Annotated in this window: 19 protein-coding genes; 1 reads left to right on the top strand and 18 read right to left on the bottom strand. The window is 69.7% G+C overall.

Annotated elements, in window-relative coordinates; translation table 11 throughout:
• Positions 1-7: 7 nt before the first annotated feature.
• The 4 genes from rplC to ACYVDO_RS16805 form a co-directional block, all read right to left on the bottom strand.
• Positions 8-664, bottom strand: a complete 657-nt coding sequence (gene rplC / locus ACYVDO_RS16820; RefSeq protein WP_460938011.1) for a 50S ribosomal protein L3 — start codon at positions 662-664, stop codon at positions 8-10.
• A 10-nt stretch (positions 665-674) separates the two neighbouring features.
• Positions 675-983 (bottom strand): 30S ribosomal protein S10, encoded by a 309-nt coding sequence (gene rpsJ, locus ACYVDO_RS16815; RefSeq protein ID WP_009775966.1) that lies wholly within the window; start codon positions 981-983, stop codon positions 675-677.
• 454 nt (positions 984-1437) lie between these two features.
• Entirely contained in the window at positions 1438-2010 is a 573-nt protein-coding gene (locus ACYVDO_RS16810; RefSeq protein ID WP_460938009.1) for a hypothetical protein, read from the bottom strand.
• Positions 2011-2134: 124 nt separating this feature from the next.
• On the bottom strand, positions 2135-3208 hold the full coding sequence (locus tag ACYVDO_RS16805) for a YihY/virulence factor BrkB family protein (RefSeq protein WP_460938008.1): 1074 nt from the start codon (positions 3206-3208) through the stop codon (positions 2135-2137).
• A gap of 112 nt (positions 3209-3320) precedes the next feature.
• On the opposite strand from ACYVDO_RS16805, the gene ACYVDO_RS16800 reads away from it, so the two are divergent.
• The gene (locus ACYVDO_RS16800) at positions 3321-4613 is read left to right on the top strand and encodes a lactate 2-monooxygenase (protein WP_460938006.1); all 1293 of its coding nucleotides are present in this window, start codon (positions 3321-3323) and stop codon (positions 4611-4613) included.
• 118 nt (positions 4614-4731) lie between these two features.
• Here the strand turns inward: ACYVDO_RS16800 and tuf are convergent, their stop codons facing one another.
• The 14 genes from tuf to ACYVDO_RS16730 all read right to left on the bottom strand — a co-directional run.
• On the bottom strand, positions 4732-5928 hold the full coding sequence (tuf, locus tag ACYVDO_RS16795; RefSeq protein ID WP_460938004.1) for an elongation factor Tu: 1197 nt from the start codon (positions 5926-5928) through the stop codon (positions 4732-4734).
• A 136-nt stretch (positions 5929-6064) separates the two neighbouring features.
• Complete coding sequence (gene fusA / locus ACYVDO_RS16790; protein ID WP_460938002.1) at positions 6065-8182, bottom strand: elongation factor G; 2118 nt, start codon at positions 8180-8182, stop codon at positions 6065-6067.
• Positions 8183-8299: 117 nt separating this feature from the next.
• Entirely contained in the window at positions 8300-8770 is a 471-nt protein-coding gene (gene rpsG, locus ACYVDO_RS16785; RefSeq protein WP_460938000.1) for a 30S ribosomal protein S7, read from the bottom strand.
• Positions 8770-9144 carry a 30S ribosomal protein S12 gene (gene rpsL, locus ACYVDO_RS16780; RefSeq protein WP_310154129.1) on the bottom strand — a complete coding sequence of 125 codons (375 nt, stop codon included), beginning with the start codon at positions 9142-9144 and terminating at the stop codon, positions 8770-8772. The genes rpsG and rpsL overlap by 1 nt, the downstream gene beginning before the upstream one ends.
• Positions 9145-9709: 565 nt before the next feature.
• Complete coding sequence (locus ACYVDO_RS16775; protein ID WP_460937998.1) at positions 9710-13588, bottom strand: DNA-directed RNA polymerase subunit beta'; 3879 nt, start codon at positions 13586-13588, stop codon at positions 9710-9712.
• 96 nt (positions 13589-13684) lie between these two features.
• Positions 13685-17161 carry a DNA-directed RNA polymerase subunit beta gene (gene rpoB / locus ACYVDO_RS16770; protein WP_460937996.1) on the bottom strand — a complete coding sequence of 1159 codons (3477 nt, stop codon included), beginning with the start codon at positions 17159-17161 and terminating at the stop codon, positions 13685-13687.
• A 393-nt stretch (positions 17162-17554) separates the two neighbouring features.
• Positions 17555-18016 (bottom strand): hypothetical protein, encoded by a 462-nt coding sequence (locus tag ACYVDO_RS16765; RefSeq protein ID WP_460937994.1) that lies wholly within the window; start codon positions 18014-18016, stop codon positions 17555-17557.
• A gap of 292 nt (positions 18017-18308) precedes the next feature.
• The gene (locus ACYVDO_RS16760; protein ID WP_460937992.1) at positions 18309-18899 is read right to left on the bottom strand and encodes a hypothetical protein; all 591 of its coding nucleotides are present in this window, start codon (positions 18897-18899) and stop codon (positions 18309-18311) included.
• Positions 18896-20167, bottom strand: a complete 1272-nt coding sequence (locus ACYVDO_RS16755; RefSeq protein WP_460937990.1) for an MCE family protein — start codon at positions 20165-20167, stop codon at positions 18896-18898. Before ACYVDO_RS16755 ends, ACYVDO_RS16760 begins: the two co-directional genes overlap by 4 nt.
• Positions 20164-21357 carry an MCE family protein gene (locus ACYVDO_RS16750; RefSeq protein ID WP_460937989.1) on the bottom strand — a complete coding sequence of 398 codons (1194 nt, stop codon included), beginning with the start codon at positions 21355-21357 and terminating at the stop codon, positions 20164-20166. Before ACYVDO_RS16750 ends, ACYVDO_RS16755 begins: the two co-directional genes overlap by 4 nt.
• Positions 21354-22616, bottom strand: coding sequence for an MCE family protein (locus tag ACYVDO_RS16745; protein WP_460937987.1), 1263 nt, complete (start codon positions 22614-22616; stop codon positions 21354-21356). The genes ACYVDO_RS16750 and ACYVDO_RS16745 overlap by 4 nt, the downstream gene beginning before the upstream one ends.
• Positions 22616-23593 carry an MCE family protein gene (locus tag ACYVDO_RS16740; RefSeq protein WP_460937985.1) on the bottom strand — a complete coding sequence of 326 codons (978 nt, stop codon included), beginning with the start codon at positions 23591-23593 and terminating at the stop codon, positions 22616-22618. The genes ACYVDO_RS16745 and ACYVDO_RS16740 overlap by 1 nt, the downstream gene beginning before the upstream one ends.
• On the bottom strand, positions 23590-24636 hold the full coding sequence (locus ACYVDO_RS16735; RefSeq protein ID WP_460937983.1) for an MCE family protein: 1047 nt from the start codon (positions 24634-24636) through the stop codon (positions 23590-23592). Before ACYVDO_RS16735 ends, ACYVDO_RS16740 begins: the two co-directional genes overlap by 4 nt.
• Positions 24633-25327, bottom strand: a 695-nt coding sequence (locus tag ACYVDO_RS16730; protein WP_460937981.1) for an MCE family protein, incomplete at its 5' end; no start/stop codon positions are given. The genes ACYVDO_RS16735 and ACYVDO_RS16730, both read right to left, overlap by 4 nt.

Here is a 25327-nt window from a genome sequence, read left to right as displayed (position 1 = left end):
GATGGGCTCAGGCTCCCTTCGCGGCCGTGCGCACGAGGACGGTGCCACCGCGGGGGCCGGGGACGGCACCCTTGACGAGCAGCAGGCCCTTCTCGGCGTCCACGGCGTGGATCGTCAGGTTCTGGGTGGTCTGGCGCACGCCGCCCATGCGGCCGGCCATGCGCATGCCCTTGAAGACGCGGCCCGGGGTGGCGCAGCCACCGATCGAGCCCGGCTTGCGGTGGTTCTTGTGCGCACCGTGCGAGGAGCTGACGCCCTTGAAGCCGTGGCGCTTCATCACACCGGCGAAGCCCTTGCCCTTGGTGGTGCCGGTGACGTCGATGTCCTGGCCCGCCTCGAAGCTCTCGACCGTGACCTCCTGGCCGAGGGTGTACTCGGCGGCGTCGGCGGTGCGGAGCTCGACGAGGTGGCGACGCGGCGTCACGCCGGCCTTCTCGAAGTGGCCGGTGAGCGGCTTGGTCACCTTGCGCGGGTCGATCGCGCCGAAGCCGATCTGCACGGCGGCGTAGCCGTCGGTGTCGGCGGCGCGGACCTGGGTCACGACGCAGGGACCGGCCTGGATGACGGTGACGGGGACGAGCCGGTTCTCGGCGTCCCACACCTGGGTCATGCCGAGCTTGGTGCCCAGGACGCCCTTCACGGTCTTGGTAGCAGTGGTGGTCATGTCGTCAGCCTCAGAGCTTGATCTCGATGTTGACGTCAGCCGGCAGGTCGAGGCGCATCAGCGAGTCGACGGCCTTGGGCGTCGGGTCGATGATGTCGATGAGGCGCTTGTGGGTGCGCATCTCGAAGTGCTCGCGGCTGTCCTTGTACTTGTGGGGCGAACGGATGACCACGAAGACGTTCTTCTCCGTGGGCAGCGGCACAGGGCCGACCACCGTCGCACCGGCACGGGTCACCGTGTCGACAATCTTGCGCGCCGAGTTGTCGATGACCTCGTGGTCATACGACTTCAGTCGGATGCGGATCTTCTGTCCCGCCATCTCCGTTACGTCTCTCTCTCGCCGTACAGCTTGCATGTGGCCGGCTCACGGACCTCCGACCCCCGCGGTCGGGTGTGTCGCACCCGTTCCACGGTCCGACGACATGCGTTTCCACGCGGTCGTGCGGCTGTGTCAGACATCCGGCGGAGCCGGGGCTTGCGCTTCCCCGGAGTGTCGCCCCTGCCCACGTCGTGGAGCCGGTTCGAGGTGTGTCACCGGGGGTGGCGGCACCGACATGGGTCGGCGACGCGCGTCAAGCAACCGGTCCAGTGTGCCAGAGCCCCCCGCGACCTACCAAATCGCCGCAGGAGCACCCGGCATCCCCGTTCCCGTGGCGCGTCGTGCCGGCGTCGCCGAGGCGTGTGCCGTGCCGCTCCCGGGCACGGCGAAGGCCCCCGGGCGGTCGCCCGGGGGCCTGGAGCGGCACCGTCGCGCCAGTCCCGACGCGTGCTCGTCAGGGTCGCGGGCCGCCGAGGACGCCGGCGTCGAAGGCCTTGAGCACCGATGCCTTGTCGGCGGCGCTCAGCGTGCCGGCCTTGACCGCGGCGTCGAGCCGGGTGACCAGCTCCGAGCGGTGCTCCGCCTCCCGCTGGGCCCGCACCGAGCCGAGTGCGGCCTGCACCTTGGCCTCGCTCACGCCGAGCGCCTTCGCGAGGGCGGCCGCCATGGCCTTCTCCCGTGCTGCGCGGTCGGCGTCGGACGGCCTGGTCCCCTGCGCCGGTGGTGTGGACGGCCGGGTCGCCTCCCGCGCCGACCGCAGCGCGGCGGACAGCTTGGCCTCGCTCACCCCGAGGGCCTTGGCGAGCGCGGCGGTGTCCATGCCCATGCCGGGCCTTCCGTGGTGGCCACCGGGACCGCGACCGTCCCCGTCACCGTCGGGGCGGGGTGCAGCCGGGGCGGTGGCCGCCGTGCCGGTGGTCGGCGTCGGTGTCGCGCTGGCGAAGGCCTGGTTGGCACCGATCCCTGCGGCGACGGCGACGACGGCGCCGACCGCGGCGACTGTGACTGACCTGCTGACGGGGGCCATGGGTACTTCCTCTCGTGTGGCTGCCCGGTGCCCGGTTCTGCGGGAGCACCTGGAACCATGCTGGGGTCCGTGGCTGCCGCGCAGCCGTGCCCGACCTGTCAGGAACCTGTCACCACACCTGCCCTCAGCCGCGACCGCCCTCCGGCTCGGCCGACGCGCGTTCCCGCAGCTCGCGCCCCTCGGCCACCTGGGCGGCGAGCTTCTCCTCCTTCTTCCTCGAGACCCGGGTGTCGCGGGGCGGGAGCTGGAGGGTCTCCTCGGCCACGATGCCGGACTGCAGCTCGCGGGCCCGCTCCAGCTCGGAGTCCACCTCGGCCCCGAACAGCAGGGCCAGGTTCGTGATCCAGATCCACAGCAGGAAGACGATGACCCCCGCCAGCGACCCGTACGTCCTGTTGTAGCTGCCGAAGTTGGCGACGTAGAAGCCGAACAGGGCGGAGGCGAGGACCCAGACGAGGATGGCGATCGTCGCGCCGACGCTGATCCAGCGGAACCGGGGCTGGCGGACGTTCGGCGTGGCGTAGTAGAGGAGGGCCACCAGCAGGACGACCACGGCGAGCATGACCGGCCACTTCGCGACGTTCCACACCGTCACAGCCGTGCTGCCCAGCCCGATGGTGTCGCCGACCGTGCGGGCCACGGGGCCGGTCACCACCAGGCCGACGAGGACCAGCGCGACGAGGACGACACCGAGCAGGGTGACGAGCAGCTGGAGGGGGCGCAGCTTCCAGAACGGGCGGCCCTCGTCGATCTGGTACACCCGGTTCATCGCGCGGCCGAAGGCCCCGACGTACCCGGACGCCGACCAGAGGGCGCCGAGGACCCCCACGACCAGGCCCAGTCCGGCCGCGTGGGAGGAGGTCATCTGGTCGATGGGGCCGCGCAGCTGGTCCGCTGCACCGCCGGCGCCGAGCTGGCGGAGCAGGTCGAGCATCGTGGCGGTGGTCGACTTCCCCTGCCCGAAGACACCGAGGAGCGAGACCAGCGCCAGCAGGCCCGGGAAGACGGCGAGCACGGCGTAGTAGGTCAGGGCCGCGGCGAGGTCGGTGCACTGGTCGCGCCCGAACTCGGCCCAGGCCTTCCTGGCGGTGTAGGTCCAGGCCGGCCTGTCGAGCTGCGGGGGCGAGTCGACCTTCTCGTCGTGCTCCGGCGGTGGCGCGGTGGCGCTCCGCCGCGTGCTCGTGCCCTCGTCTGCCATCGTGCTCCTCTCGGGTTGCCTTGGGTCCTGCCCCCACGTCCTGCCCGTTCCCGCCCGGCTCAAACCCGGCCGGACCGGCTCGCGACCCGACGGGGAGCGACAGAATCGGCCCATGACGTCACCTCCCACGGGACCGGGCCGCGCCCGCCAGTCGCTCATCTACCGCGCCGGCGCCCTCGGCCGGCGCCCGGACGTCCCCACCGACTTCGGTGAGCTCGAGGCCCGGGCGCGGGCCCAGCTGTCCCCGCGCGCCTGGGCCTACGTCGCGGGTGGCGCCGGCGAGGGTGCCACGATGCGCGCCAACCGGGAGGCCTTCGACCGGTGGCGGATCGTGCCCCGGATGGGCGCCGGCCACACCGAGCGGGACCTGTCGGTCGACCTGCTCGGGCGCACCCTGCCCACTCCCCTGCTGCTGGCCCCCATCGGTGCCGCCGCCCTGGCACACCGCGACAGCGACCTGCACATCGGCCGCGCTGCCGCCGCGACGGGCGTGCCGTACGTCCTGTCGAACCAGGGGTGCTCAGCCATGGAGGACGTCGCCGCGGTCATGGGCGGGTCCCCGCGGTGGTTCCAGCTCTACTGGTCGACCGACGACGCCCTCGTCGACAGCCTCCTGCGCCGGGCCGAGGCCAGCGGCGCCGAGGCGGTGGTGGTCACCCTCGACACGACGATGCTCGGCTGGCGACCGCAGGACCTCAACCTCGGGAGCCTGCCGTTCAGCCAGGGCATCGGGATCGCGCAGTACACCTCGGACCCCCGGTTCCGGGAGATCGTCCGCGACCGGGTGGCCGCCGTGGCCGCGAGCGGGGAGAAGCCCGACGTGCAGGTCACCCTGGGTGCCCTGCGGTCGCTGCTGTCCATCAGCCGCGAGCACCCGGGGGGCACCCGCGCGAACCTGCGCGCGCCCGAGCCGCGGGCCGCCGTGGAGACGTTCCTCGACATCTACTCCAACCCCGGGCTGACCTGGCAGACGCTCGCCACGGTCAAGCAGCGCACGTCCCTGCCGGTGCTCGTCAAGGGGGTGCTGCACCCCGACGACGCGCGGCGGGCGGTCGAGGCCGGGATGGACGGCATCGTCGTGAGCAACCACGGCGGCCGACAGGTCGACGGCGCCGTCGCCTCGCTCGACGCACTGCCCGCGGTCCGGCAGGCGGTCGGGCCCGAGCTGCCCGTCCTGCTCGACAGCGGCGTGCGGACGGGGTCCGACGTCGTCAAGGCGATGGCGCTGGGTGCCACCGCGGTGATGCTGGGACGGCCCTACGTCTACGGGCTGGCGCTGGCCGGGGCCGAGGGGGTCCGCGACGTCGTCGCCAACGTCGTCGCCGAGCTGGACCTGACCCTCGGCCTGTCGGGTCTGGGCTCGGTCCGCGACGTCTCCCCCGACCTGCTCGTGCCGGCGCCCTGAGGCCGCTCGACGGCACACCGGCACCGGCCCCCAGAGGGCGCTCGACGGCATACCGGCAGACGCACAGGGGCCCCGCAGCCGAAGCTGCGGGGCCCCTGTGACGAGCCGAGGTGTCAGATCACTTGGTGATCTTGGTGACGCGCCCGGCGCCGACGGTGCGGCCGCCCTCGCGGATGGCGAAGCGCAGGCCCTCCTCCATGGCGATGGGCTGGATGAGCTCGACGCTCATCTCGGTGTTGTCGCCCGGCATGACCATCTCGGTGCCCTCGGGGAGGTGCACGACACCGGTCACGTCGGTCGTCCGGAAGTAGAACTGCGGACGGTAGTTGTCGTAGAACGGCGTGTGACGGCCACCCTCGTCCTTGGACAGGATGTAGACGTTGGCCTCGAACTCCGTGTGCGGGGTGATCGAGCCCGGCTTGCAGATGACCTGCCCGCGCTCGACGTCCTCGCGCTTGGTGCCACGAAGCAGCAGGCCGACGTTCTCGCCCGCACGGCCCTCGTCGAGCAGCTTGCGGAACATCTCGATGCCGGTGACGGTGGTCTTGGCCGGGGCGCCCGGGTGGATGCCCACGATCTCGACCTCCTCGTTCACCTTGAGGATGCCGCGCTCGATGCGGCCGGTGACGACGGTGCCACGACCGGTGATCGTGAAGACGTCCTCGACGGGCATGAGGAACGGCTTGTCGACCTCGCGCTCCGGCTCCGGGATCGCGGTGTCGACGGCGTCCATCAGGTCCAGGACCGACTGGCCCCACTCGGGGTCGCCCTCGAGCGCCTTGAGCGCCGAGACCTTGACGACCGGCAGGTCGTCACCGGGGAACTCGTAGTCGGACAGCAGCTCGCGGACCTCCATCTCGACGAGCTCGAGGATCTCCTCGTCGTCGACCATGTCGGCCTTGTTGAGCGCCACGACGATGTAGGGGACACCGACCTGGCGGGCCAGGAGGACGTGCTCCTTCGTCTGCGGCATGGGGCCGTCGGTGGCGGCGACCACGAGGATCGCGCCGTCCATCTGGGCCGCACCCGTGATCATGTTCTTCACGTAGTCCGCGTGGCCGGGGCAGTCGACGTGCGCGTAGTGGCGCGACTCCGTCTGGTACTCGATGTGCGCGATGGAGATGGTGATACCGCGCTGCTTCTCCTCGGGCGCCTTGTCGATGTCCTCGAACGCGAACTGCGGGTTCAGGTCCGGGTACTTGTCGTGCAGGACCTTGGAAATCGCAGCCGTCAGCGTCGTCTTACCGTGGTCGATGTGACCGATGGTGCCGATGTTGACGTGCGGCTTAGTCCGCTCGAACTTTGCCTTCGCCACTTGATGTCCTCCTCAGGACTCTCTGGGTGATACGCCGTACGACCTGGTCGGACGTGGCGCGGATCTGGTGGGTGGTGCTGGGGGTGGTGCTGGGGTGGTCAGACACACCGGGGTGCGCGACCGGCAATGCTACCGGTCACTCACCACGGGTCTTCTTGATGATCTCCTCGGCCACAGCCTTGGGGACCTCGGCGTAGGAGTCAAACTCCATCGAGAAGCTCGCCCGGCCCTGCGTCTTGGAGCGCAGGTCGCCGACGTAGCCGAACATCTCCGACAGCGGGACGAGGCCGCGGACGACCTTGGCACCGCTGATGTCCTCCATGCCCTGGATCTGGCCACGACGGGAGTTGATGTCACCGATGACGTCGCCCATGTAGTCCTCGGGCGTGCGCACCTCGACGGCCATCATCGGCTCGAGGAGCACGGGGTCGGCCTTGCGGACGGCCTCCTTGAGCGCCATGGAGCCGGCGATCTTGAACGCCATCTCGGAGGAGTCGACGTCGTGGTAGGCGCCGTCGAGCAGGGTCGCCCGGATGCCGACGAGCGGGTAGCCCGCCAGCACGCCGTACTGCATGGCGTCCTGGATGCCGGCGTCGACCGACGGGATGTACTCGCGCGGCACGCGGCCACCGGTGACCTTGTTCTCGAACTCGTAGAGCTCGCCGGACTCGGTGGTGTCCAGGGGCGCGAGGCTGATCTGGACCTTCGCGAACTGGCCGGAGCCACCCGTCTGCTTCTTGTGGGTGTAGTCGAGCTTCTCCACCGTGCGGCGGATCGTCTCGCGGTAGGCCACCTGCGGCTTGCCGACGTTGGCCTCGACCTTGAACTCGCGCTTCATGCGGTCCACGAGGATGTCCAGGTGGAGCTCGCCCATGCCGGCGATGATCGTCTGGCCGGTCTCCTCGTCGAGGTGGACCTGGAAGGTCGGGTCCTCGGCGGAGAGCTTCTGGATGGCCGTCGACAGCTTCTCCTGGTCACCCTTGGTCTTGGGCTCGATGGCCACCTGGATGACCGGCTCCGGGAACGTCATCGACTCGAGGACGATCTGGTCCTGCGGGTCGCACAGGGTGTCACCGGTCGTGGTGTCCTTGAGGCCGATGGCGGCGTAGATGTGGCCCGCCAGCGCCTCGTCGACCGGGTTCTCCTTGTTGGCGTGCATCTGGAAGAGCTTGCCGATGCGCTCCTTCTTGCCCTTGGTCGAGTTGACGACCTGCGAGCCCGCGGCGACGCGGCCGGAGTAGACCCGGATGAAGGTGAGCGTCCCGAAGAACGGGTGCGCGGCGACCTTGAAGGCCAGCGCGGAGAACGGCGCGTCCTTGCTCGGCTCGCGGGTCATCTCGACGGACTCGTCGCCCGGCTTGTGGCCGCGCATGGCGGGCACGTCGAGGGGCGAGGGCAGGTAGTCGACGACCGCGTCGAGCATCGGCTGGACACCGCGGTTCTTGAACGCGGAGCCACAGAAGATCGGGTACAGCTCGGAGGTCACCGTGAGCTTGCGGATGCCCGCCTTGAGCTCGTCGACGGACAGCTCCTCGCCACCGAGGTACTTCTCCATCAGCTCGTCGTCGGACTCGGCGACGCGCTCGACGATGTGGTTGCGATACTCCTCGGCCTTGGCCTGCAGGTCCGCCGGGATCTCCTGGATCTCGTACTTGGCGCCCATGGTGACGTCACCCTTGGCGTCGCCCGGCCACACCAGCGCGCGCATGTAGAGCAGGTCGATCACGCCGATGAAGTCGTTCTCGGCACCGATCGGCAGCTGCATGACCAGCGGCTCCGCACCGAGGCGGTCCTTGATGGTCTGCACGGTGAAGTAGAAGTCGGCACCGAGCTTGTCCATCTTGTTGACGAACGCGATGCGCGGGACGTCGTACTTGTCGGCCTGGCGCCAGACGGTCTCGGACTGGGGCTCGACGCCCTCCTTGCCGTCGAACACCGCGACGGCACCGTCGAGCACGCGCAGCGAGCGCTCCACCTCGACCGTGAAGTCCACGTGGCCGGGGGTGTCGATGATGTTGATCTGGGTGCCCTCCCAGAAGGAGGTCACGGCGGCAGACGTGATCGTGATGCCGCGCTCCTTCTCCTGCTCCATCCAGTCGGTCGTCGACGCGCCGTCGTGCGTCTCACCGATCTTGTGGTTGACACCGGTGTAGAAGAGGATGCGCTCCGTCGTCGTCGTCTTGCCGGCGTCGATGTGCGCCATGATGCCGATGTTGCGGACCTTGTTGAGGTCCGTCAGGACGTCGAGTGCCACTCGTTTCTCATCTCGCTCGTTGCGTTGCGGAAGTTTCTGGGGCGCGGTCGGCAGGACGTGCCGGCCGCGCAGGTCCGGTGTGCCGCGTGCTGGTCGCACACGGCACACCGGCCGCCGTCACCAGCGGTAGTGCGCGAAGGCCTTGTTGGACTCGGCCATCTTGTGGGTGTCCTCGCGACGCTTCACCGCGGCACCGAGGCCGTTGGACGCGTCGAGGATCTCGTTCATGAGGCGCTCGGTCATCGTCTTCTCGCGACGCTGGCGCGAGTAGCCGACCATCCAGCGCAGGGCCAGGGTCGTGGCGCGGTTCGGCTTGACCTCGATCGGCACCTGGTAGGTCGCACCGCCGACGCGGCGGGACTTGACCTCCAGGGTCGGCCGGATGTTGTCCAGCGCGCGCTTGAGGGTCACGACGGGGTCGCTGCCGGTCTTCTCACGGCAGCCCTCGAGGGCGCCGTAGACGATGGTCTCGGCGATCGACTTCTTGCCGTCGAGGAGGATCTTGTTGACCAGCGCGGTCACCAGCGGCGACTGGTAGACCGGGTCGACGACGAGGGGGCGCTTGGGCGCGGGTCCCTTGCGAGGCATTACTTCTTCTCCATCTTCGCGCCGTAACGGGAACGGGCCTGCTTGCGGTTCTTGACACCCTGGGTGTCGAGCGAGCCGCGGATGATCTTGTAGCGCACACCCGGCAGGTCCTTCACACGGCCGCCGCGCACGAGCACGATGGAGTGCTCCTGCAGGTTGTGGCCGACGCCCGGGATGTAGGCCGTGACCTCGATGCCGCTGGTGAGGCGCACACGGGCGACCTTGCGCAGGGCGGAGTTCGGCTTCTTGGGCGTGGTGGTGTAGACGCGGGTGCAGACACCGCGGCGCTGCGGCGAGCCCTTGAGGGCAGGGGTCTTGGTCTTGGTGACCTTGTCCTGCCGGCCCTTGCGCACCAGCTGGTTGATCGTGGGCAACCTGTTCTCCGTACGTTGTCGATTGTCTGTGCCTCCGGGCGTCTCGCGACGCACCTCGGACACTCCTTGGTGTGGTCGCCGTGCCCGACCCCCGCACTCGGGTGTGTCGGACGTGGCGCTCTCCCCTGCACTTCCCACGGCAGACCCTGGTGGATCGTTCGGAGGTTGCCCGGCGAGAGGTGGTGCCGTCCCGGCGGCCCCACGTGCTTGCACGGTCGGCGCCGGCTCCGGCGGTCGCGTCCGAGGCACACCTCAGACACAGTGTTCAAAGATACCGTCTGCGCAGGAGCCGACCAAATCCGTTCGGCGGCGCCCCGGCTGCGGTCCCCCGCACGGCACTCCCCCGGTCCAACACCGCGGGCGCCGCGCGTATGCCGCACCGCAGCGGCACGCGCCCCTCGCGTTTCCCACTTGTTGCCACCTCGTGGTCACCACAAGCCTTCGCCGGGACCCCGGTGACCATCTGGTGGCAACAAGTGGGGTCGGCGGTGTGCCCAAGACGCGAGGGCGGGTGTGCCGGGTGGTGACCACCCGGCACACCCGCCCTCAGCGGCGGTGCGGAACCTCAGTCGAGACCGAGCTCGGCGTCGTCGAGGCGGATGGCCTCGCCGGAGCCGGGGCCGAACACCGGGTAGTCGTACTCGTAGTTCGGCATCGAGTACATCGCGGCCTTGGCCTCCTCGGTCGGCTCGACCTTGATGTTCCGGTAGCGCGGGAGACCCGTGCCGGCCGGGATCAGCTTGCCGAGGATGACGTTCTCCTTCAGGCCCAGGAGCGGGTCCGACTTGGCGTTCATCGCGGCCTCGGTGAGGACGCGGGTCGTCTCCTGGAAGGAGGCGGCCGACAGCCAGGAGTCCGTGGCCAGCGAGGCCTTGGTGATGCCCATCAGCTCGGGACGACCCGAGGCCGGGCGACCGCCCTCGGAGACGACGCGACGGTTCTCGGTCTCGAACCGGCCGCGCTCGGCCAGCTCACCGGGGAGCAGGTCGGCGTCACCGGACTCGATGATCGTGATCCGGCGCAGCATCTGCCGCACGATGACCTCGATGTGCTTGTCGTGGATCGACACACCCTGCTGGCGGTACACGTGCTGGACCTCGTCGACGAGGTGCATCTGGACCGCACGCGGCCCGAGGATGCGCAGCACCTGCTTGGGGTCGATCGACCCCTGCGTCAGCTGGGCGCCGACCTCGACGTGCTCGCCGTCCTGGACCAGCAGGCGCGCGCGCTTGCTGACCGGGTAGGCGTGCTCCTCCGAGCCGTCGTCCGGGGTGAGCATGATCCGGCGCGTCTTGTCGGTGTCCTCGATGGACACGCGACCCGACGCCTCGGCGATCGGGGCGACACCCTTGGGGGTGCGCGCCTCGAACAGCTCGACCACACGGGGCAGACCCTGCGTGATGTCGTCACCGGCCACACCACCGGTGTGGAAGGTGCGCATCGTCAGCTGGGTACCGGGCTCACCGATCGACTGGGCCGCGATGATGCCGACGGCCTCGCCGATGTCGACGAGCTTGCCGGTGGCCAGCGAGCGGCCGTAGCAGGCGGCGCAGGTGCCGACGTGGGACTCACAGGTGAGCACCGAGCGGACCTTGACCTCCTCGACGCCGGCGGCGACGAGGGCGTCGATGACCACGTCACCGAGGTCGATGCCGGCCTCGGCCAGGGTCGAGCCGTCCTTGACCACGTCGGCCGCGAGCGTCCGGGCGTAGACCGAGGTCTCCACGTCGTCGTGCTCGACCAGGGCGCCGTCCGCGGTCTTGCGGGCGATCGGCATGGTCAGGCCGCGGTCGGTGCCGCAGTCGTCCTCACGGATGATGACGTCCTGCGACACGTCGACGAGGCGACGGGTGAGGTAGCCGGAGTCGGCGGTCCGCAGCGCGGTGTCGGCCAGACCCTTGCGGGAGCCGTGCGTGGAGATGAAGAACTCGAGCACGGACAGGCCCTCGCGGAAGTTCGCGCGGATCGGGCGCGGGATGATGTCACCCTTCGGGTTCGACACCAGGCCACGCATACCGGCGATCTGCCGCAGCTGCATCCAGTTACCACGCGCACCCGAGGACACCATCTTGTAGATGGTGTTGGTCTTCGGGAGGTTGGCCTCCATCTCCTTGGCGACCTCGTTCGTCGCCTGGGTCCAGATCTCGATGAGCTCCTGGCGACGCTCGTCGTCGGTGATCAGGCCGCGCTCGTACTGGGTCTGGACCTTGGTCGCCTTGGTCTCGTAGCCCTCGAGGATCTCGATCTTGCGCGGCGGGGTGACGACGTCGGAGATGGCCACCGTGGTGCCCGAGCGGGTCGCCCAGTGGAAGCCGTAGTCCTTGAGCGCGTCCAGGCTCGCCGCGACCTGCACCTTGGTGTAGCGCTCGGCGAGGTCGTTGACGATCGAGGACAGCCGCTTCTTGTCGACGACCGCGTTCACGAACGGGTAGTCCACCGGCAGCGTCTGGTTGAACAGCGCCCGGCCCAGCGTGGTCTCGACGACCAGCGAGGCGACCTGGCCCTGCTCGTCGGGCTCGACACCCTCGGGCAGCTCGGTGCCGGGCACCGGGACGACGTCGAGGAGCCGGATCTTGACGATGCTGCCGAGCTCGAGCTCGCCGGCGTCGAACGCCATCCGGGCCTCGGACACGCTCGAGAACGCGCGGCCCGAGCCCTTCCCGTTCTCCACCTCGGAGGTGAGGTGGTACAGGCCGATGATCATGTCCTGGGTGGGCATGGTCACCGGTCGGCCGTCGGCCGGCTTGAGGATGTTGTTCGAGGACAGCATGAGGATGCGGGCCTCGGCCTGCGCCTCCGCGGACAGCGGGACGTGCACGGCCATCTGGTCACCGTCGAAGTCCGCGTTGAAGGCGGTGCAGACGAGCGGGTGGATCTGGATGGCCTTGCCCTCGACCAGCTGCGGCTCGAAGGCCTGGATGCCGAGGCGGTGCAGGGTGGGTGCACGGTTCAGCAGCACGGGGTGCTCGGTGATGACCTCCTCGAGCACGTCCCACACGACCGGGCGGGCCCGCTCGACCATGCGCTTGGCCGACTTGATGTTCTGCGCGTGGTCGAGGTCGACCAGGCGCTTCATCACGAACGGCTTGAACAGCTCGAGCGCCATCTGCTTGGGCAGGCCGCACTGGTGCAGCTTGAGCTGCGGGCCGACGACGATGACCGAGCGGCCGGAGTAGTCGACGCGCTTGCCGAGCAGGTTCTGGCGGAACCGGCCCTGCTTGCCCTTGAGCATGTCGGACAGCGACTTCAGCGGACGGTTGCCGGGGCCCGTCACCGGGCGGCCACGACGGCCGTTGTCGAAGAGGCTGTCGACAGCCTCCTGCAGCATCCGCTTCTCGTTGTTGACGATGATCTCGGGCGCGCCGAGGTCGAGCAGTCGCTTGAGGCGGTTGTTGCGGTTGATGACACGGCGGTACAGGTCGTTGAGGTCAGAGGTCGCGAAGCGGCCACCGTCGAGCTGCACCATCGGGCGCAGGTCCGGGGGGATGACCGGGACGGCGTCCAGGACCATGCCGTCGGGCTTGTTGGTCGTGGCCTGGAAGGCGGTGACGACCTTGAGCCGCTTGAGCGCACGGGTCTTCTTCTGGCCCTTGCCGGTGGCGATGATCTCGCGCAGCAGCTCGGCCTCGGCCTCGAGGTCGAAGGTCTGCAGGCGCTTCTGGATCGCCGCCGCGCCCATGCCCCCCTCGAAGTAGAGGCCGAACCGGTCGCGCATCTCGCGGTAGAGGATCTCGTCGCCCTCGAGGTCCTGGACCTTGAGGTTCTTGAACCGGTCCCAGACCTGCTCGAGGCGCTCGATCTGCTGGTCCGCGCGCTTGCGGATCTGGTTCATCTCGCGCTCGGCGGACTCGCGCACCTTGCGGCGGGCGTCGGCCTTGGCACCCTCGGCCTCGAGCTCGGCCAGGTCGGCCTCGAGCCGCTTGGCACGGGAGTCGATGTCGGAGTCGCGCTTGTTCTCGAACTCCTTCTTCTCGACCTCGATCTGGGCCTCGAGCGAGGGCAGGTCCTTGTGGCGCTGCTCGTCGTCGACCGACGTGATCATGTAGGCCGCGAAGTAGATGACCTTCTCGAGGTCCTTCGGGGCCAGGTCGAGGAGGTACCCGAGGCGCGACGGGACGCCCTTGAAGTACCAGATGTGGGTGACGGGGGCGGCGAGCTCGATGTGGCCCATCCGCTCACGGCGCACCTTGGCGCGAGTGACCTCGACGCCGCAGCGCTCACAGATGATGCCCTTGAAGCGGACGCGCTTGTACTTGCCGCAGTTGCACTCCCAGTCCCGGGTGGGGCCGAAGATGCGCTCGCAGAACAGGCCCTCCTTCTCCGGCTTCAGGGTGCGGTAGTTGATGGTCTCCGGCTTCTTCACCTCACCGTGGCTCCACTGGCGGATGTCCTCCGCCGTGGCCAGGCCGATGCGCAGTTCGTCAAAGAAGTTGACGTCGAGCACGTGGTTCCTTCTTCCGTGTCTCTAGCTGAAAACTGTGGGTTGGTCGTGAGGGGAGGTGTGCCGCGCGGCCCCCTGCCGGGGACCACGCGGCACGCATCAGACCTCTTCGACCGAACTGGGCTCGCGCCGGGACAGGTCGATACCGAGCTCCTCCGCCGCGCGGAAGACGTCCTCGTCCGACTCCTTCATCTCGATGGCGGTGCCCTCGCTGTTGAGGACCTCGACATTGAGGCAGAGGGACTGCATCTCCTTGATGAGCACCTTGAAGGACTCGGGGATGCCGGGCTCGGGGATGTTGTCGCCCTTGACGATGGCCTCGTAGACCTTCACGCGGCCGGTCACGTCGTCGGACTTGATCGTCAGCAGCTCCTGGAGGGCGTAGGCGGCGCCGTACGCCTCGAGCGCCCACACCTCCATCTCACCGAAGCGCTGGCCACCGAACTGCGCCTTACCACCGAGCGGCTGCTGGGTGATCATGGAGTACGGGCCGGTGCTGCGGGCGTGGATCTTGTCGTCCACGAGGTGGTGCAGCTTGAGGATGTACATGTAGCCGACCGACACCGGCTCCGGGAACGGCTCGCCGGAGCGGCCGTCGAAGAGCCGGGCCTTGCCCGAGCCGTCGATGAGGCGGACGTCGTCGCGCGTCTTGAGCGTCGAGTCGAGCAGACCCACGATCTCGTCCTCGCGCACACCGTCGAACACCGGCGAGGCGACGCGGGTGCCGGCCGGGGCCTGGCGTGCGTCCTCGGGGATGAGCCTGGCCCAGTCCGGGTTCTCCGCGATCTCCCAGCCGCGGCTGGCTGCCCAGCCGAGGTGGAGCTCGAGGATCTGGCCGACGTTCATGCGGCCGGGGACGCCGAGCGGGTTCAGGACCACGTCGACCGGGGTGCCGTCCTCGAGGAACGGCATGTCCTCGACCGGCAGGATCTTGGAGATGACGCCCTTGTTGCCGTGGCGGCCCGCGAGCTTGTCACCGTCGGTGATCTTGCGCTTGTTGGCCACGTAGACGCGGACCAGCTGGTTCACGCCGGGGGGCAGGTCGTCGCCCTCGTCCTTGTCGAAGACCTTGACGCCGATGACGGTGCCGGTCTCGCCGTGGGGCACCTTGAGGGAGGTGTCGCGGACCTCGCGGGCCTTCTCACCGAAGATGGCGCGCAGCAGGCGCTCCTCCGGGGTCAGCTCGGTCTCGCCCTTGGGCGTCACCTTGCCGACGAGCAGGTCGCCGTCGCGGACCTCGGCGCCGATGCGGATGATGCCGCGCTCGTCGAGGTCGGCCAGGACGTCCTCGGAGACGTTCGGGATGTCCCGGGTGATCTCCTCGGGGCCGAGCTTGGTGTCGCGGGCGTCGACCTCGTGCTCCTCGATGTGGATCGAGGAGAGGACGTCGTCCTGCACCAGGCGCTGGCTGAGGATGATCGCGTCCTCGTAGTTGTGGCCCTCCCACGGCATGAACGCCACGAGCAGGTTGCGCCCGAGCGCCATCTCGCCACCGTCGGTCGCGGGACCGTCGGCGATGACGCCGCCGGCCTCGACCCGGTCGCCCTCGTTGACGACGACGACCTGGTTGTACGAGGTGCCCTGGTTGGACCGCGCGAACTTGGCGATCCGGTAGGTGCGGGTCGAGCCGTCGTCACCGGCGACGGTGACGAGGTCGGCGGAGACCTCGGTGACCACACCGGCAGCCTCGGCCCGGACGACGTCGCCCGAGTCGAGCGCGGCGCGGTACTCCATGCCGGTGCCGACGAGCGGCGCCTCGGACTTGACCAGCGGCACCGCCTGGCGCTGCATGTTCGAGCCCATGAGGGCGCGGTTGGCGTCGTCGTGCTCGAGGAACGGGATCAGCGCGGTCGCGGCGGACACCATCTGGCGGGCCGAGACGTCCATGAAGTCGACGTCCTCACCGGGGATGTAGTCGACCTCGCCGCCCTTGGTGCGGACGAGGACGCGCTCCTCGGTGAAGTTGCCCTCGGCGTCGATGACGGCGTTGGCCTGCGCGATGACGTGCCGGTCCTCCTCGTCGGCGGACAGGTAGTGGATCTCGTCGGTGACGCGACCGTTCACGACCTTGCGGTACGGCGTCTCGATGAAGCCGAACGCGTTGATCCGGCCGTAGGAGGCCAGCGAGCCGATGAGGCCGATGTTCGGGCCCTCGGGGGTCTCGATCGGGCACATGCGGCCGTAGTGCGACGGGTGGACGTCGCGGACCTCCATGCCGGCGCGGTCACGGGACAGACCACCCGGGCCCAGGGCCGACAGGCGCCGCTTGTGCGTCAGTCCCGCGAGCGGGTTGTTCTGGTCCATGAACTGCGAGAGCTGCGAGGTGCCGAAGAACTCCTTGATCGAGGCCACCACGGGGCGGATGTTGATCAGGGTCTGCGGGGTGATCGCCTCGACGTCCTGCGTGGTCATGCGCTCGCGGACGACGCGCTCCATGCGGGACAGGCCGGTGCGGACCTGGTTCTGGATCAGCTCGCCGACGTTGCGCAGGCGGCGGTTGCCGAAGTGGTCGATGTCGTCGACCTCGACCACGACCTCCTCGCCGTTCTTGCCCGTGAGGGTGGACTCACCGGCGTGCAGGGCGACGAGGTACTTGATCGTCGCGACGATGTCGTCGACCGACAGCACCGACTCCGACAGCGCACCGGGCACGCCCAGCTTGCGGTCGATCTTGTAGCGACCGACCTTGGCCAGGTCGTAGCGCTTGGTGTTGAAGTAGAGGTTGTCCAGGAGCGTCTGGGCCGCCTCACGGGTCGGCGGCTCGCCCGGGCGCAACTTGCGGTAGATGTCGAGCAGCGCGTCGTCCTGGCCGGCCGTGTGGTCCTTCTCCAGGGTGAGGCGCATCGACTCGTAGTCGCCGAACTCCTCGAGGATGTCGGCCTCGGTCATGCCCAGGGCCTTGAGCAGGACCGTGACGGACTGCTTGCGCTTGCGGTCGACGCGCACGCCGACCATGTCGCGCTTGTCGATCTCGAACTCGAGCCACGCACCGCGGCTCGGGATGACCTTGGACGTGTAGACGTCCTTGTCGGAGGTCTTGTCGGGGGTGCGCTCGAAGTAGACGCCCGGGCTGCGGACCAGCTGGGAGACGACGACGCGCTCGGTGCCGTTGATGATGAAGGTGCCGCGCTCGGTCATGAGCGGGAAGTCGCCCATGAAGACCGTCTGGCTCTTGATCTCACCGGTGGTGGTGTTCATGAACTCCGCCGTGACGAACAGCGGGGCGGAGTACGTCTGGTCGCGCTCCTTGCACTCCTCGATGGAGTACTTGACCTCCTCGAAGCGGTGGTCACGGAACGACAGCGACATGGAGCCGCTGAAGTCCTCGATGGGCGAGATCTCCTCGAAGATCTCCTCCAGGCCGGAGCGGTCGGGGACGTCGCCCCGGCCCTCGGCCTTCGCCTCGGCGACCCGGGCCTGCCAGCGCTCGTTGCCGAGGAGCCAGTCGAAGCTCTCGGTCTGGAGTGCGAGGAGGTCTGGCACCTCGAGGGGTTCGCGGATCTTCGCGAAGGACAGACGGCCGGAAGCCGTCCGTGCGGTGGACACAGTCTGAGTCGCGTTGCGCGAGGCAGCCAAGGAGGGGTCCTTCCACGGGCCTTGTGTTGTAACCGATGTCGCGCCGACCGCCATCTCGGCCACGGGGAGCACCGGCTACAGGTCCGTGCCGGAGGGCACGGCGGAGGGCTGGTGTCGGCGGGGTCGGCGAAAGAGGGCAGCGCAAAGGATGAGCATAGACCCATGAGGGCAGGACTGTCCAACCGTGTCCAGCCGGCTCTCGCAACGGCCGTCGACGGGGGTCTCGCCGGGGCCACAAGCCCCGCGTTCGGATCGACGCAGACGAGGATGACGGGCGAATGCCTCGACGTCAAGGGGAGCGGGCGGCGTGGCGCGGCGCCCGAGACCCCACACGCCTGCGACGACGCCCCGGGTGGGACGTCGTCGCAGGTCAGGACCGGTGCGCGCGGGTGCTCAGAAGGCGTCGACCCGGCTCACGAGCCAGCGGTCGCCGACCTTGGTCATGGTGGCGATGACGCGGTTCTGGTCGACCACGGGCTGCTTCTGGTCGGCGCCGACGCGGGCCTGGTTGACGAAGGCGAGGACCTTGACCGTCGTCGGGGAGGAGCTCATCACGCCCACGTCGGAGACCCTGGCCTGCACGACGGTCTGGTTCTTCACCGCCATCGGCTTGATCGTGTCGTCCATGGCGCTGGTGAACTCGCCCTTGAACGACCCGGTGAGCAGACCCTCCACCTGGGCAGCCTGCCGGTCGATGGTCTTGTAGTCGTAGCTGAGCAGCTGCTCGACGGAGGTCCGCGCCTGGCTGGCCGCGGCCCGGTCGAGCCGGTCCTGCGCTGCGGCGTCCTGCAGGGTGACCCCGAGGACCACGCCGAGGGCCGCGAGGGCCACCACCAGGGCGGTGACCGGCGCCACCCAGCGCCGACGACCTGAGGCGGGCGGTGGGGCAGCGACCGGGCGCCGGGTCCCGGCCGACCGGGCCGTCCGGCGCGCTGCCAGCCAGCCGGCCCACGGGGCCCTGAACGGCTTCCTCTGCTCACGGGGGGTGCGGTCGGGCGCCGGTTGCGGGCCCCGGTCGGTCCGCGGTGTGCCTGCACGAGCCCGCCCCGGGGAGGGCGAGCCGGGTCCTGCCTGGCCCGGCGCGGTGGGGACGGGCCGGGTCCGGCCCCGCTCCCCCGCGATCCGGCGCCGGGGGGCGGTCCTGGTGTCAGCCGACGAACTCAAGGTTCTCCACCTTCCACGTCTCGCCGACCTTCCGCAGGTTCAGGCGCATCCGGTACGTCTTGGTCTCGCCGCCGGGCACGGCGGTGTTCTTCGTCGGTGCCACGACCCCTACCAGGGCGACGGCGGAGTCGCGGTCACCGGAGACGAGCGCCGCCTCGGTGCGCTGGACCGTGGAGACGGTCTTGTTCGCGACGAGGACCTTCTTGAGCTCGTCCACGGAGGCGGAGTAGCTCTTGAGGAAGTCCCCGGTCGCGCCCGCCTTGACCCGGGCGGTGTCGGCGTCGACCTTCTGGTAGTCGACGGTGACGAAGTTGATGGCCAGCTGGCGGGCGGCCGCGGTGGCCGCGGCCTTCGCCTGGCTGGTCTGCCGCGCGGCATACCACTCGCGGCCCGAGGTGGCCCCGAGCACGATGGCGGCAACGAGGACCACGGCAGCGAGCAGCCACACGTGCCTCGGCGTGACGCGCAGGGCCCTGGGCGGGGTGCGGGGTGGGGTGTCCGTGCTCGGCTCGGGCGCGTGATCGCGCTCGGTCGCCGTCACCGCCCTCCCGGCCTGGGTGGTGATCGTGGTCATCGAGCAGCCTCCTTCATGATCCACAGCCACGAGGGATCGCTGCTCTCACCTCCCGAGGGGGGCAGGGGCACCGCGACCTGTGGCGTCGGAATGCCCAACGACGCAGCCATGCCCGGGGATACGGGTTGGTCGCCGAAAGCCAGCGGCACCGAGGAGTTGGTGCCCGAGGAGGGCCCCGGCGCGTTCTGGGCACCGCGCACCGTCGTGCCGGACCCGCGTGGGGCCGTGCACCGGGCCGAGGTGTTCGCCCTGGCGTCGGAGGTGTCGGTCGGCGGGCGCCGCTTCGTGCCGCCGTACCCCTGCGTGCAGACCGGCGGGTCCTGCGCGAGCGCCAGCCCGAAGTGGGCCGTGCCGTCGCCGGGGACCACGGTGTAGCCGCCCGCGACGACGTCCGGGTAGGTGACGAGCAGCTGCTGGATGCCGTCGACCCGGGAGGTCGTGACCTGCCCGATGGTGATGAGGTTGGCCAGGAGCGCGGCCAGGTTGCCCTGGTTGTCCCGGATGAGCGCCTCGAGCTCCTTGGAGGCGACGGCGCCGCGGTCGAGCACGAGCCGCAGGTCGCCGTCGGAGGACTTGAGGGTCGCGGTGAGGTCGGCGAAGTCCGAGGAGAAGGTCTTGATCTGCCCGGAGGTGTCCCGCTGGGTGTCGAGCACGATCCGCCCGTCGTCGATCAGCCGGATCGTCTGGGGCAGCGCCTCGGTGGCCGATCGGGTCAGCCGGTCGCCGCTGTCGATGAGCCGCTGCAGGTCGGTGCCGCCGTCGGCGAAGCCCTTCCCCAGCTCGTCGACGACCACCTGCAGGTCCTTCTTGTCCACCGAGTTGACCGTGTGGTCCAGGTGGAGCAGCAGGTTGTCGACCCGCAGTGGGTAGCCGGTGTCCTTGCGCGGGATGGTGTCGCCGTCCGAGAGGTCGGGGCCGGCGGCTGTCCGGGGCTGGAAGTCGAGGTACTGCTCCCCCACGGCCGAGCGGTTCTCCACGACGACCCGGGTGTCCTTGGGGATCTTCACCCCGCGGTCGATGCGCGCGTCGACGAGCACGCCGTCCCTGGAGAGCCGTAGCTTCTCCACCCGCCCGACGGTGACGCCGCGGTAGGTGACCTCCGAGCCGACGAAGATGCCGCCCGACTGCTCGAAGTCGGCCGAGACGCGGTACTGCCCGCCCACGACGCGGTCGTAGAGCCCGACGTACTTCGCCGACAGCACGGAGACGGTGAGGAGGGTGATGAGCATGAAGGCGAGCAGCTGCACCTTGACGCCGCGGCGGATCATCCGGCACCTCCCGTGCACAGGACCGGGATCGAGCAGGTCGGGACCGTGGGCGTGGACTTCGGGAGGGGCACGTTCGGTGTGCTGGGTATGCCGGGAACGCTGGGGAGCGGGGGGATCGGCAGGCCGCCGCCACCGCCACCACCCGAGCCGCCGGACCCCCCGGGCGCGCCCGAACCAGCGGACAGGTTGCCGGCGAGGTTCTTGAGGTTGAGGTCGAGGTCGGCCGACAGGTTGGTGTAGTCGCCCTTCATCGCGGCCGTGGTGCCGTCGGAGAACGGGTACGTGAGCAGCAGCTGCATCGACTTCGGCAGGTTGTCGCCCGCCTTGGTGAGCTGGCTGAGGATCGGTCGGAGTGCCTCGAGGTTGGCCGCGGTGTCGGCCTTGCTCTGGGAGATGACCCTGGTGCCGACGTCGCCGAGGCGGCTGAGCGCCTGGAGCATCTGCACGAGCTGCTGGCGCTGGTCGGCCAGGACCTTCAGCCCCTGGGGCATCGACTCCAGGGCCCGGGCCAGGTCGTCCTTCTGGGCCTCGAGCTTGGCCGCCAGCTTGTCGATGTTGTCGATGGCCCGCACGATCTCGGTCTTCTGCTGGTCCAGGCCCCCGACGAAGGTGTCGAGCTGCTTGATGACGTCCCGGATCTGCGACTGGTTGCCGCGCATCGCGTTGTTGAGCTCGACCTCGATGGTCTTGAGCTGGGCGACCCCACCGCCGTTGAGCAGGAGCGACATCGCGGACAGGACCTCCTCGACCTCGGGGTTGCGCCCGGTCCGGTCGAGCGGGATGTTGTCGCCGTCACGGAGCCGCCCCTCGGGGGCCACCGTGGTGGGCGGGGCGAGCTCGACGTACTTCTCGCCGAGCAGCGAGGTCTGCCGCAGCTCGGCCACGGCGTTGTCGGGCAGGTCCACGGAGCTGGGGATGCGCAGGGTCACGCGGGCCGTCCACCCGTTGAGCTCGATCTTCTCCACCGAGCCCACGGTCACCTGGTCGACCTTGACCGACGACTGCGGCACGAGGTCGAGGACGTCGGCGAACTCCGCCGTGACCCGGATGACCTTGCCGTGCTGCGCGGCGCCGCCGGGGAGTGGGAGGTCGAACGCGCCCTGGCACCCGCTCACGGACACCACCAGCGCGCCGGTGGCGAGGCCGGTCAGGAGGCGGCGACCCCTCGGCAGACCGGACGCGGCACTCATCGCGAACCTCCCAGCAGGCCGCCCAGCGTCGGGTCGGCGCCCCGCACCACCACGGCGGCGCCGTCGGCTCTGCCTGCCTGCGTTCCGGCCGAGCCCGTCGCGGACCCGTCCTGCGGGATCGCCGACAGCAGGTTGACCGGCAGCTTCACGCCGGCGCCGGAGAGCTGGCCCAGCAGGTCCTCGACCGGCTTGAGCGCCTTCTTCGCCTGGTCGCAGATGGCCGTGGCCCTGGGGTTGTTGCTCGCCTCGACCAGGCTGCAGACGAGGTTGTTCAGCTTGAAGTTCTCGTTGACGTTCGCCCGCGTGTCGAGCGTGCCCGTCTTCGGGTGGTAGGCGTTCTGGAGGTTGCTGATCGCGACGGGGGCGTTGGTCAGGGTCTCGGCGAGGGCGTCGCGCTGCTTGGCGACCGTGCCGGTGACGGACGCCAGCTGGCCGAGGTTGGTGGTCAGCGCCGCGCGGTTGTCGTGGACGAACGAGCTCACCTCGGACAGCGCCACCGCGAGGTTCTTCAGGGCGGCGGCCAGGTCGTCGCGCTCGCCGTCGAGCTGCTGGGAGACGGTGGCCAGGTCGGCGTTGAGCCGCCGGACCTGCCCGTCGTTGGTGGCGAGCATGGTCGTGAAGGTCTGCAGGTTCTTCACCGTCCCGAAGAGGTCGTTGCGCCCACCCGACAGCGTCTCGAGCGCCTTGGACAGGTCGTGGTTGGTGTCGTGCAGGTTCTGGCCCTGGCCGTCGAGGTTGGCGGCACCGGTCTTGAGCGCGTCGGCGAACGCGCCGTTCTTGTTGGCGCCGTCCGGCCCCAGCGCGACGAGCAGGTCGTCGAGGCTCTGGGAGATGCGGTCGAGCTCCACCGGGACCGCGGTGCGCTCGAGCGGGATCTGCGCGCCGTCCTTCAGGACCGGGCCCGCGTGGTACGCCGGGAGCAGCTGGACGTAGCGGTCGCTCACCAGGGAGGGGGCCACGACGGCGGCCTGGGCGTCGGCCGGCACCTTGTACTTCCGGTCGAACTCGAACCGGACCCGGACCTTGTCCCCCAGGGGGGTGACCTCGGTGACCTTGCCGACCTGGACGCCGAGGATCCGGACGTCCGAGCCCGGGAACAGGCCGACGGCCCGGGTGAACTCGCCGGTCACGTGGACCACGTCGTGCCGTGGCCAGAAGGCGTAGGCGCCGGCGGCCAGCGCCACCACCGCGAGAGCGGCGACGAGCTTGCCGACCAGGCCCACCCGGGGCAGTCGAGGGAGCGCAGGGACGCGGGCCATCACTTGCCACCTCCCGGCACGGCCACCGGGGCCGTGAGGTTCTCGATGTAGGTGTCGAACCAACGACCGTTGCCCAGGACGTTGGAGAACAGCCGGGTGAACGGCGCCATCGCGGCGATCGTGTCGCTCAGGTCCTGCTCGTGCTTCTGCAGGGTCGCGAGGACCTTCGTCAGCTGGTCGAGGGCCGGCTTGAGCTGCGCCCGGTTGTCCCGGACGAGCCCGGTGAGCTGCTGGGCCATCGCCGAGGTGTTGGTGAAGAGCGTGTGGATCGCGTCCTTGCGCGCGCTGAGCTCCACCATGAGCAGGTCGGCGTTCTTGATGATCGACTCGACGGCCTTGTTGCGCTGGGCCACGGTGCCGCTGACGCTGTTGGCCGAGGCGAGCAGCTGCTTCAGCTCGGCGTCGCGGGAGGCGATCGTGCGCGACAGGCGGCCGAGCCCGTCGAGCGCGGCCCGGACGTCCGCCGGGCTGTCCTTGAACTCGGTGGCGAGGGTGGTCAGGGACTTGGCGAGCTGGTCGGTGTCGATCTGCTCGCTCGTCGTGGCCAGGTCGGTGAAGGCGTTGACGATGTCGTAGGAGGAGACCGTGCGGTCCAGCGGGATCTGGGAGTCGGCCTTCATCTGGCCGCCGCCACCGGGCTCGAGGGCGAGGTACTTCTGGCCCAGCAGCGTCTTCATCCGCACCGACGCGCCCGTCTGCGGCCCGAACGACGCCGGCTCGGTGACCTTGAAGTCGACGACGACGTGGTCACCGGCGAGGTCGACCTTCTCGACCTTGCCGACCTTGACCCCGGCGATCCGGACGTCGTCGCCCTTGAGCAGCCCGCCGGCCTCGCTGAACGCCGCGCTGTAGTGCCGGCCGCCCCCGAGCAGCGGGAGGCTGTCGATGTTGAAGGCCAGCACGAGCAGGACGGCGATGATGGTGAGCCCGGCCGCGCCGATGGGCACCGGGTTGCGCTCGCGGAAGGGGATGCTCATGAGCACCTCTTCAAGGACGTGCCGGCCGGCTTCTCCAGCGGGACCTTGACCGCGGGCAGCCCCGGGCCGGCCGACGGGATGACGATCGAGCCGCTGAAGTCGCAGAGGTAGAAGTTGAACCAGGAGCCGTAGGTCGCGGTCCGGGTGATCGTGTTGATCTTGCCCGGGGAGTTCGAGAGGAACTTCTCGAACGTCGCGGTGTTGGACGGCTTGTTGAGGTCGGCCCCCAGGGCCTGCAGCTGCGCCACGTCGTCCTTGATCGAGGGCCGGGTGACCTTGAGCAGGTCGGCGGTCTGGGCGGTCAGCGAGTTGATGTTGGTCAACGAGGCCCCGATCGTCTTGCGGTCGGCGGCGAGCCCGGAGACGAACCGCTGGAGCTGGTCGATGAGCTCCTTGAGGGCGGCGTCGTGGGCGTCGACGGTGCCGAGCACGGCGTTGAGGTTGGTGATGGTGCGGCCGATGACGGCGTCCCGGTCGGCGAGGGTCGAGGTGAGGGACGCGGTCTTGGCCAGGAGCGAGTTGATGTTGCCGCCCTCGCCCTGCAGGACGCTGATGATGTTGCTCGACAGCTCGTTGACGTCCTTGGGCGACAGCGCGGCGAACAGCGGCTTGAAGCCGTTGAACAGCGTCGTGAGGTCGAGGGCCGACTGGGTGTGGTCGAGCGGGATCCGCGCGCCGTCGCGCAGGGGGGTGGCGCCGCCGACCTCCTGGGTGAGCGCGATGTACCGCTCGCCGACGAGGTTGCGGTACTTGATCGTCGCCTTGGTGCCCTGCGTGAGGACGCTGGTCCGGAGCACCTGGAACTCGACGTCGGCGTGCACCCGGTCCTTGTCGAGCGAGATCGCCTTGACCTCGCCGACCCGGACGCCGGCGATGCGGACCTCCTGTCCGGCGGCGAGGCCGGTGACGTCCTGGAAGACCGCGTGGTAGGTGAGCTTGTCGCCGAACTGGGTGTTGGCGATGGTGGCCGCCAGGGTGCCGGTCGCGAGCAGGGTGGCGACGACGAAGACGATGAACTTGACCAGGCTGGCACGGGTGCTCACTGTTGGCTCACCACCGATCCGCGGAGCATGGGTCCGGCGAGCAGCGTCGTGATGGCCGAGGAGCTGCTGGTGCGCTGCGCGCCGAGGAGGGCGGAGACGAGGGCCTGCTCCTGCTCGGTGCCGGCGAGGCCGGCGTCGGCGTCCGGTATGCCGACGCCGCTGGTCCCGGTGAACATGGCGGGCAGTGCGCTGCCGGCGCTCGAGCCCGACCCGGAGGTGCCGTCGGAGAAGTGGATGCCCTTGCGCGGGTTCGCCTGGCTGCCGTAGTGGTCGGGCAGGCCGTAGCAGTTCGGGCCGCGGTGCTCGCCCCACCGGGGCTCCTCCCCTGGGCGGTACCCGGGACGCTGCGGCGTGGTCTCGACGGTGATGTGGAAGGTCGCGTCGCGCCAGGCCTGGTCGATGCGCGGGATCCAGTTCGTGAGCGCAGCCGCCATGCAGGGGTACTCCGGGGAGTAGCGCGCGAACAGCTCGAGGCTGGGCCGGCCGACCTGTCCGACCCGGATGATCCGGTCACCATTGGCGTCCAGGAAGTCCGCCGTCGTGTTCGCGAACCCCGCCGTCCCGGCCAGGAACCCCGCCAGCTGGTCCTTCCTCGTCACGATCGTCGTGTTCGTCGTGATCAGGTTCGTCGCCGCCCGCACCAGGTCCGGCGCCGCCACCGCATACGTGCTCGCCAGGTCCGCCAACCCAC

This window comes from Phycicoccus ginsengisoli, assembly GCF_054779295.1.
This window is presented reverse-complemented; position numbering and strand designations above follow the sequence as displayed.